The organism is Streptomyces sp. NPDC104106 (assembly GCF_055584345.1).
Genome location: NZ_JBVJMF010000004.1, coordinates 614291 through 621253 on the forward strand (window position 1 = coordinate 614291; position 6963 = coordinate 621253).

5 protein-coding genes are annotated in these 6963 nt (G+C 71.5%); all 5 read right to left on the minus strand.

What is annotated here, in order from left to right; genetic code table 11:
* Positions 1–10 precede the first annotated feature (10 nt).
* A complete protein-coding gene (locus tag ACZ60X_RS13565) occupies positions 11–1099 on the minus strand; it encodes a glutamate--cysteine ligase 2 (protein WP_469597383.1) in 1089 nt (362 codons plus the stop codon).
* A 92-nt stretch (positions 1100–1191) separates the two neighbouring features.
* Positions 1192–3405: a 1,4-alpha-glucan branching enzyme gene (glgB, locus tag ACZ60X_RS13570; RefSeq protein ID WP_469597385.1), complete on the minus strand. Its 2214-nt coding sequence runs from the start codon at positions 3403–3405 to the stop codon at positions 1192–1194.
* Positions 3406–3409: 4 nt separating this feature from the next.
* Positions 3410–4774 (minus strand): maltokinase N-terminal cap-like domain-containing protein, encoded by a 1365-nt coding sequence (locus ACZ60X_RS13575; RefSeq protein WP_469597387.1) that lies wholly within the window; start codon positions 4772–4774, stop codon positions 3410–3412.
* 27 nt (positions 4775–4801) lie between these two features.
* On the minus strand, positions 4802–6517 hold the full coding sequence (gene treS, locus ACZ60X_RS13580; RefSeq protein ID WP_469597390.1) for a maltose alpha-D-glucosyltransferase: 1716 nt from the start codon (positions 6515–6517) through the stop codon (positions 4802–4804).
* A partial coding sequence (locus tag ACZ60X_RS13585; protein WP_469597393.1) for an alpha-glucosidase C-terminal domain-containing protein occupies positions 6514–6963 on the minus strand: 450 nt, incomplete at its 5' end. The genes treS and ACZ60X_RS13585, both read right to left, overlap by 4 nt.

Sequence of the window (6963 nt, forward strand, 5' to 3'; positions counted from 1 at the left end):
GCCGCGGTGTTCAGCCCTGGGTGTGCCGCACGCACTCCGTGACGACCGCGCGCAGGCTGCCGGTGCGCTCCAGCATCCCGCGCTGCTCCCGCGCGCCCGTGCCCCGGGCCAGCAGCTCGCCGACGGCCTCCTCCACCACGGCCGCGTCCCCGCTGTCGGCGAGCGCCTCCCCGGTGTGCTCCAGCAGCGCGCGCACCACCTCGGGCGCGGGCCGGGGCCGCATCGTCACGGGGTCGAGCAGTTCCCGGTCCAGACCGGAGTGCGCGGCGTGCCAGGCGGCCAGCCGCAGCAGGCTCACACTGTGGCCGGCCGGCGCCCGGCCCGCCCGCCACTCCCGCGCGGCCGTCTCCACCAGGGCGCGGGCCAGCGCGGCGACGAGCACCGTGGTCTCCGCGCGCAGGCACACGTCCGCCACCCGGATCTCCACCGTCGGGTACTTCACGGACAGCCGCGCGTCGAAGTACACCATCCCGTGGTCGAGGATGGCACCGCTCGCCAGCATGTCCGCGACCTGCCGATGGTAGTGCGCGGGCGAGCCGAACAGCTCGGTCGGTCCCGCCGACGGACCGCGGCTCCACAGCCGGCTGCGGAAGCTGGCGTACCCGGTGTCCCGGCCCTGCCAGTACGGCGAGTTGGCGCTCAGCGCGCGCACCACAGGCAGCCAGGGCCGCAGCCGGTCGAGGACGGCGACCCCCTCCTCGTCGGACGCCACCGACACATGGGCGTGGCAGCCGCACACGAGCCAGTCCTGGGTGGCGATCCCGTACTGCCCGGCCATCCACCGGTACCGGTCGTCCGCGGTGAGCGCGCCGGTGACCGGCACCGGGCAGGTGGCCAGCGCGGCGACGGCGCAGCCGACCTCGCCGGCGAGCCGGGCCGCCTCCTTGCGGGAGCTGACGATCTCGGCGCCGAGGCCCGCCATCTCCGTGTGCGGACGCGTGGCGAGCTCCAGCATCTGCCCGAACAGCTCCGCCTGGAACATGTCCTGTCCGGGATCGTCCTGGACGGCCCGCGACAGGACGTCGGCCGAGAGCGCCTTCGGCTCGCCGCTGTCCGGATCGACCAGAAGGAGTTCCTCCTCCACACCGACAGTGCGCACGTGGGGCCGCCCTTCTGTTCAGACCGCGAGGGGCAGACGAAAGTCTGTACGACCCTGACTGCCCCTCGGGGGTCCGGCCGACTCCTGCGGGCTCACCGCACAGGCGTCAACCAGACAGTGGCGAGCGGCGGCAGCGCGAGCCGGAGGAACCCGTCCCGCGACCGCGCGAGCGCGCCGGGGAGCCCGGTGCCGGCACCGCTGCCGCCGTAGCGCGTGTCGTCCGTGTTCAGCGCCTCCTGCCAGGCCGGGAAGGCATCCGGAACCCACAGCCGGTAGTCGTGGCGGACGACCGGGGAGAAGTTCGAGACCGCCAGCAGCGCCGAGCCCTCGGCGTCGAACCGGAGGAACGCGAATACGTTGTCGTCCGCCGCGTCACACAGCACCCACTGGAAACCGCCCGGATCGGTGTCCCGCTGCCACAGCGCCGGCGTCGCCCGGTACGCCGTGTTCAGGTCCCGTACGAGATCCCGCACGCCCCGGTGGTCGCCCGCGGAGTGGTAGTCGTCGGCGAGCAGCCACCACTCCGGGCCGTGAGCCTCGGACCACTCCGCGCCCTGCGCGAACTCCTGCCCCATGAACAGCAGTTGCTTGCCCGGATGAGCCCACATGAAGCCGAGGTAGGCCCGGTGGTTGGCGCGCCGCTGCCACCAGTCGCCCGGCATCTTCGACACCAGAGCCTGCTTGCCGTGCACGACCTCGTCGTGCGAGATCGGCAGGATGTAGTTCTCGCTGTAGGCGTACACCATCGAGAACGTCATCTCGTTGTGGTGGTACTTGCGGTGCACCGGCTCCTTCCGCACGTACTCCAGCGAGTCGTGCATCCAGCCCATGTTCCACTTCAGCCCGAAGCCGAGCCCGCCGCTGTCCGTCGGCCGGGTCACCCCGTCCCACGCGGTCGACTCCTCGGCGATGGTGACGACCCCCGGGCAGCGCCGGTAGACGGTGGCGTTCATCTCCTGGAGGAAGGCGACCGCGTCCAGGTCCTCCCGCCCGCCGAAGACGTTGGGCTCCCACTGCCCGGAGTCCCGCGAGTAGTCCAGGTAGAGCATCGAGGCGACCGCGTCGACGCGCAGCCCGTCGATGTGGAACTCCTGGCACCAGTACACCGCGTTGGCGACGAGGAAGTTGCGCACCTCGGTCCGCCCGAAGTCGAACTCGTACGTCCCCCAGTCAGGATGCTCGGCCCGCCGCCAGTCCCCGGGCTCGTACAGCGGCTCCCCGTCGAACCGGGCCAGCGCCCAGTCGTCCTTCGGGAAGTGCGCCGGCACCCAGTCCATGATCACACCGATGCCGGCCCGGTGCAGCGCGTCCACCAGGTACTTGAAGTCGTCCGGCGAGCCGAGCCGGGGCGTGGGCGCGTAGTACGAGGTGACCTGGTACCCCCAGGACCCGCTGAAGGGGTGCCCGGCGACCGGCATCAGCTCCACATGCGTGAAGCCCAGGTCCTTGACGTACCCCGGCAGCTCGTCCGCGAGTTGACGGTACGTCAGACCGGGGCGCCAGGACGGAAGGTGCACCTCGTACACCGAGAACGGCGCACGGTGCACCGGCGTGTCGCCCCGGTGCGCCAGCCACTCGGCGTCACCCCACTCGTGGCGCGACACCGTCACGACGGAGGCCGTGTCCGGCGGCACCTCGGTGCACCGGGCCATCGGGTCGGCCTTGAGGAACCGGTGCCCGTGCCGGGAGGTGATCTCGAACTTGTACCGGGCGCCCTCGCCGATCCCGGGCAGGAACAGCTCCCACACGCCGGAGGCGCCGAGCGAGCGCATCGGATACTGCGTACCGTCCCAGTACGTGAAGTCCCCGGCCACCCGCACTCCCCGGGCGTTCGGCGCCCACACCGTGAAGCGGGTGCCGGCCACGCCCTGGTGCGTCATCGGCTCGGCGCCGAGCGCCTGCCACAGCTGCTCGTGCCGGCCCTCCCGGATCAGGTGCAGGTCCAGCTCGCCGAGCGCCGGCAGGAACCGGTACGGGTCGTGCACCACCTGCTCGGTGTCGTCGTACGCCACCAGCAGCGTGTACGACTCGGGGATCTCGGCGCAGGGCAGCACGGCCGCGAACAGGCCGCCGCCCTCCGACACGAGCGGGTGGCGCGTGCCGCCGGTCACGACGCTCACCGCGCGGGCGTTCGGGCGCAGTGCCCGGAACAGCGTGCCGCCCGGCACCGGATGGGCGCCGAGCAGGGAGTGCGGATCGTGATGGGCGCCGCCGAGCAGCCGGCCGCGCTCCGTTTCGTCGAGCGGGACGGCCGCGACCGGCGCGGGACCGGCGGCCTCGGGAAGCTGGGTGTCACGCAGAGCCATGTCGTCAGCCTCCCCACACGGCGAGCCGCTTGATCGCCGCCATCGGTACCGGCAGCCAGTCCGGCCGGTGTCTCGCCTCGTACAGCACCTCGTAGACCGCCCTGTCCGTCTCGTGCGCGCGCAGCAGCGCGTGCTTCTTGCGTGGATCCCAGCCCGCGCGGGCCGCGTAGCCCGCGCAGAACGCCTCCCGGCAGCGGCGCGCCCACTCGGGTCGCCAGGGGCGGCGCTGCCGGGCCGCGTAGTCGAAGGAGCGCAGCATCCCCGCCACGTCCCGCACCGGGGACTGCGGGGCCCGGCGCTCGGCCAGCGGCCGGGACGGCTCTCCCTCGAAGTCGATGACGAACCAGTCGCGGCCGGCCCGCAGCACCTGCCCGAGGTGCAGATCGCCGTGCACCCGTTGGGCGGGTGGCCCGGTGTCGCACGTGGCGAGCGCCCCGAACGCGGCCTTGAGTCCCGGCACGAAGGGCCGCAGGCCCGGTACGGCGTGCGCGGCCGCGTCCAGCCGCGCGCACATCGCGCGCGCCGTACGGCCGTTCTCGCCCGGCCCGGCCGGTCCGAACGCCTCGGCCAGCGCCAGGTGCACCTCGGCCGTCGCCCGGCCCAGCTCCCAGGCCTCGGCGGTGAAGTCCTCGCCCGCGCCGAGCGCGTGCAGGGCCAGTGTCCAGCCGTCGGTCGCGTCCGGCAGGAACGGCTGGAGCACCCCGAGCGTCGCCGGCTGCGGCGCGCTCGTCCCGAACCAGGCCACCGGCGCCGGCACCCTGGTGCAGCCCTGCGCGGCCAGTGCGGCCGACACCTCCAGGTCCGGGTTGACGCCCGGCTGGATCCGCCGGAAGACCTTCAGGATGTAGGCGTCGCCGTACACGAGCGAGGTGTTGGACTGCTCGGCGTCCAGCAGGCGCGGCGGCAGCCCGCCGGGCAGCTCGGCGCCCGGGGCGGCCTCGAACCGCAGCGGGCCCGCCGCGCCCGGGTGCCGCAGCCGCTCCAGCAGCAGATGTGCCGAGCGCGGGTCGTGCAGCGCGTCGTACACCGCGAGTCCGGCGAACGGCCCCTGCTCGGCCCGTCCGATGAACGCCCGCTCCAGGCGCGGGGCGACGTGCTCGCGCAGGCCGAGCAGCAGCTGGTAGCAGTCGCCCGGCAAAGGAGTGCCGCCGGGGGTGGGCACCGGCGCGTGCGAGGCGTGCACCAGCAGATGCAGGCACTTCGGGAACAGCTCGGTCACGTGCAGCACCGACAGGTCCGTGACGGGCCGGTCCTTGCCCGCGAACCAGCGCTGCCGCGGCAGCCACTCGCGCAGCAGCCCGCCGAGTGAGGCCAGCGGCCCGTCCAGGCCGGCCTCGGTTCTCGGCGGGACAGTGATGGTCTTCGGCATGACGCTCCTTTCCTCGGCGCCGGGCGTTCAGCGGCGGCCGATGCGGGAAGCGACTCGGGTGAGCCGGAACCAGTAGAAGCCGTGGCCCTGCAGGGTGAGCAGGTACGGCAGTTCACCGATGGCGGGAAACCGCACCCCGCCGATCAACTCGACGGGATGCCGGCCGTCGTAGGCCCGCAGATCGAGTTCGGTCGGCTGGGCGAAGCGCGAGAAGTTGTTGACGCACAGCACGAGGTCGTCGCCGTACTCGCGCAGGAAGGCGAGCACCGCGGGGTTGGACGACTGCAGTTCGGTGAAGGAGCCGAGCCCGAAGGCGGGGTTCTGCTTGCGGATCTCGATCATCCGCCGGGTCCAGTGCAGCAGCGACGACGGCGAGGACATCGAGGCCTCGACGTTGGTGACCTGGTAGCCGTAGACCGGATCCATGATCGTGGGCAGGTACAGGCGCCCCGGGTCCGACTTCGAGAAGCCGGCGTTGCGGTCGGGGGTCCACTGCATCGGGGTGCGCACGGCGTCGCGGTCGCCGAGCCAGATGTTGTCGCCCATGCCGATCTCGTCGCCGTAGTAGAGGATCGGCGAGCCGGGCAGGGACAGCAGGAGCGCGGTGAACAGCTCGATCTGGTTGCGGTCGTTGTCGAGCAGGGGCGCGAGGCGGCGGCGGATGCCGATGTTGGCGCGCATCCGCGGGTCCTTGGCGTACTCGGCCCACATGTAGTCGCGCTCCTCGTCGGTGACCATCTCCAGGGTCAGCTCGTCGTGGTTGCGCAGGAAGATGCCCCACTGGCAGCCGGAGGGAATCTCGGGTGTCTTGGCGAGGATCTCGGAGACCGGGTAGCGGGACTCGCGTCGTACGGCCATGAAGATGCGCGGCATCACGGGGAAGTGGAAGGCCATGTGGCACTCGTCGCCGCCGGTGGAGTAGTCGCCGAAGTAGTCGACCACGTCCTCCGGCCACTGGTTGGCCTCCGCCAGCAGCACCGTGTCCGGGTACATGGCGTCGATCTCCTTGCGCACCCGCCTGAGGAAGGCGTGCGTGGCCGGCAGGTTCTCGCAGTTGGTGCCCTCCTCGGCGTAGAGGTAGGGGACCGCGTCCAGCCGGAAGCCGTCGATGCCGAGGTCGAGCCAGAACCTCAGTGCGGCCAGGATCTCCTCCTGCACGGCCGGGTTCTCGTAGTTGAGGTCCGGCTGGTGCGAGAAGAAGCGGTGGAAGTAGTACTGGCCGCGCACCGGGTCGAAGGTCCAGTTGGACGCCTCGGTGTCGACGAAGATGATCCGCGCGTCCTCGTACCTCTTGTCGTCGTCGGCCCACATGTAGTAGTCGCCGTAGGGGCCGTCGGGGTTCTTGCGGGACTCCTGGAACCACGCGTGCTGGTCGCTGGTGTGGTTCATGACGAAGTCGATGATGACGCGCATGCCGCGCTGGTGGGCGGCGTCCACGAACTCCACGAAGTCGGCGAGGTCGCCGAACTCCGGGAGGACGGCCGTGTAGTCGGAGACGTCGTAACCGCCGTCCCTGAGCGGTGAGGTGAAGAACGGCGGCAGCCACAGGCAGTCCACGCCGAGCCACTGCAGATAGTCGAGCTTGGCGGTCAGACCCTTCAGGTCGCCGATGCCGTCGCCGTTGCTGTCCTGGAAGGAGCGGACCAGGACCTCGTAGAAGACGGCGCGTTTGAACCACTCCGGGTCCCGGTCCTTGGCGGGCGTGTCCTCGAACGTGTCGTGCACGGGTTCGTTGACGGTCATGACGCTGCGGGCCCTCCGTTCTGGGGCGTCGATCGCCCGGCGTGGAGCACGTGCGCCGGCGCGCTGCCGGGCGTCAGGCGCACGTAGTTGGTCCTGCCCCAGTGGTACGTCTCGCCCGTCAGTTCGTCGTGCACGGACAGAGCGGCGTCCCAGTCCAGGCCGAGTTGCGGCATGTCCAACGAGACCGTGGCCTCCTGGGTGTGATGCGGGTCGAGGTTGACGACCACGATGACCGTGTCCGTCCCCGTGCTCTTGCTGTAGGCGAGCACGGCGTCGTTGTCGGTCGGGTGGAAACGCAGATTCCGCAGGCGCTGTAGCGCGGGATGCCGGCGGCGGATGGCGTTCAGCCGGGTGAGGAGCGGTGCGATGCTGCGCCCCTCCCGCTCGGCGGCCGCCCAGTCCCGTCGCCTGAGCTGGTACTTCTCGGAGTCGAGGTACTCCTCACC

Coding starts and splice junctions, on each gene's coding strand:
- treS (WP_469597390.1), bottom strand. CDS start 6,517: ATGACCGTCAACGAACCCGTGCACGACACGTTCGAGGACACGCCCGCC.
- glgB (WP_469597385.1), bottom strand. CDS start 3,405: ATGGCTCTGCGTGACACCCAGCTTCCCGAGGCCGCCGGTCCCGCGCCG.
- ACZ60X_RS13575 (WP_469597387.1), bottom strand. CDS start 4,774: ATGCCGAAGACCATCACTGTCCCGCCGAGAACCGAGGCCGGCCTGGAC.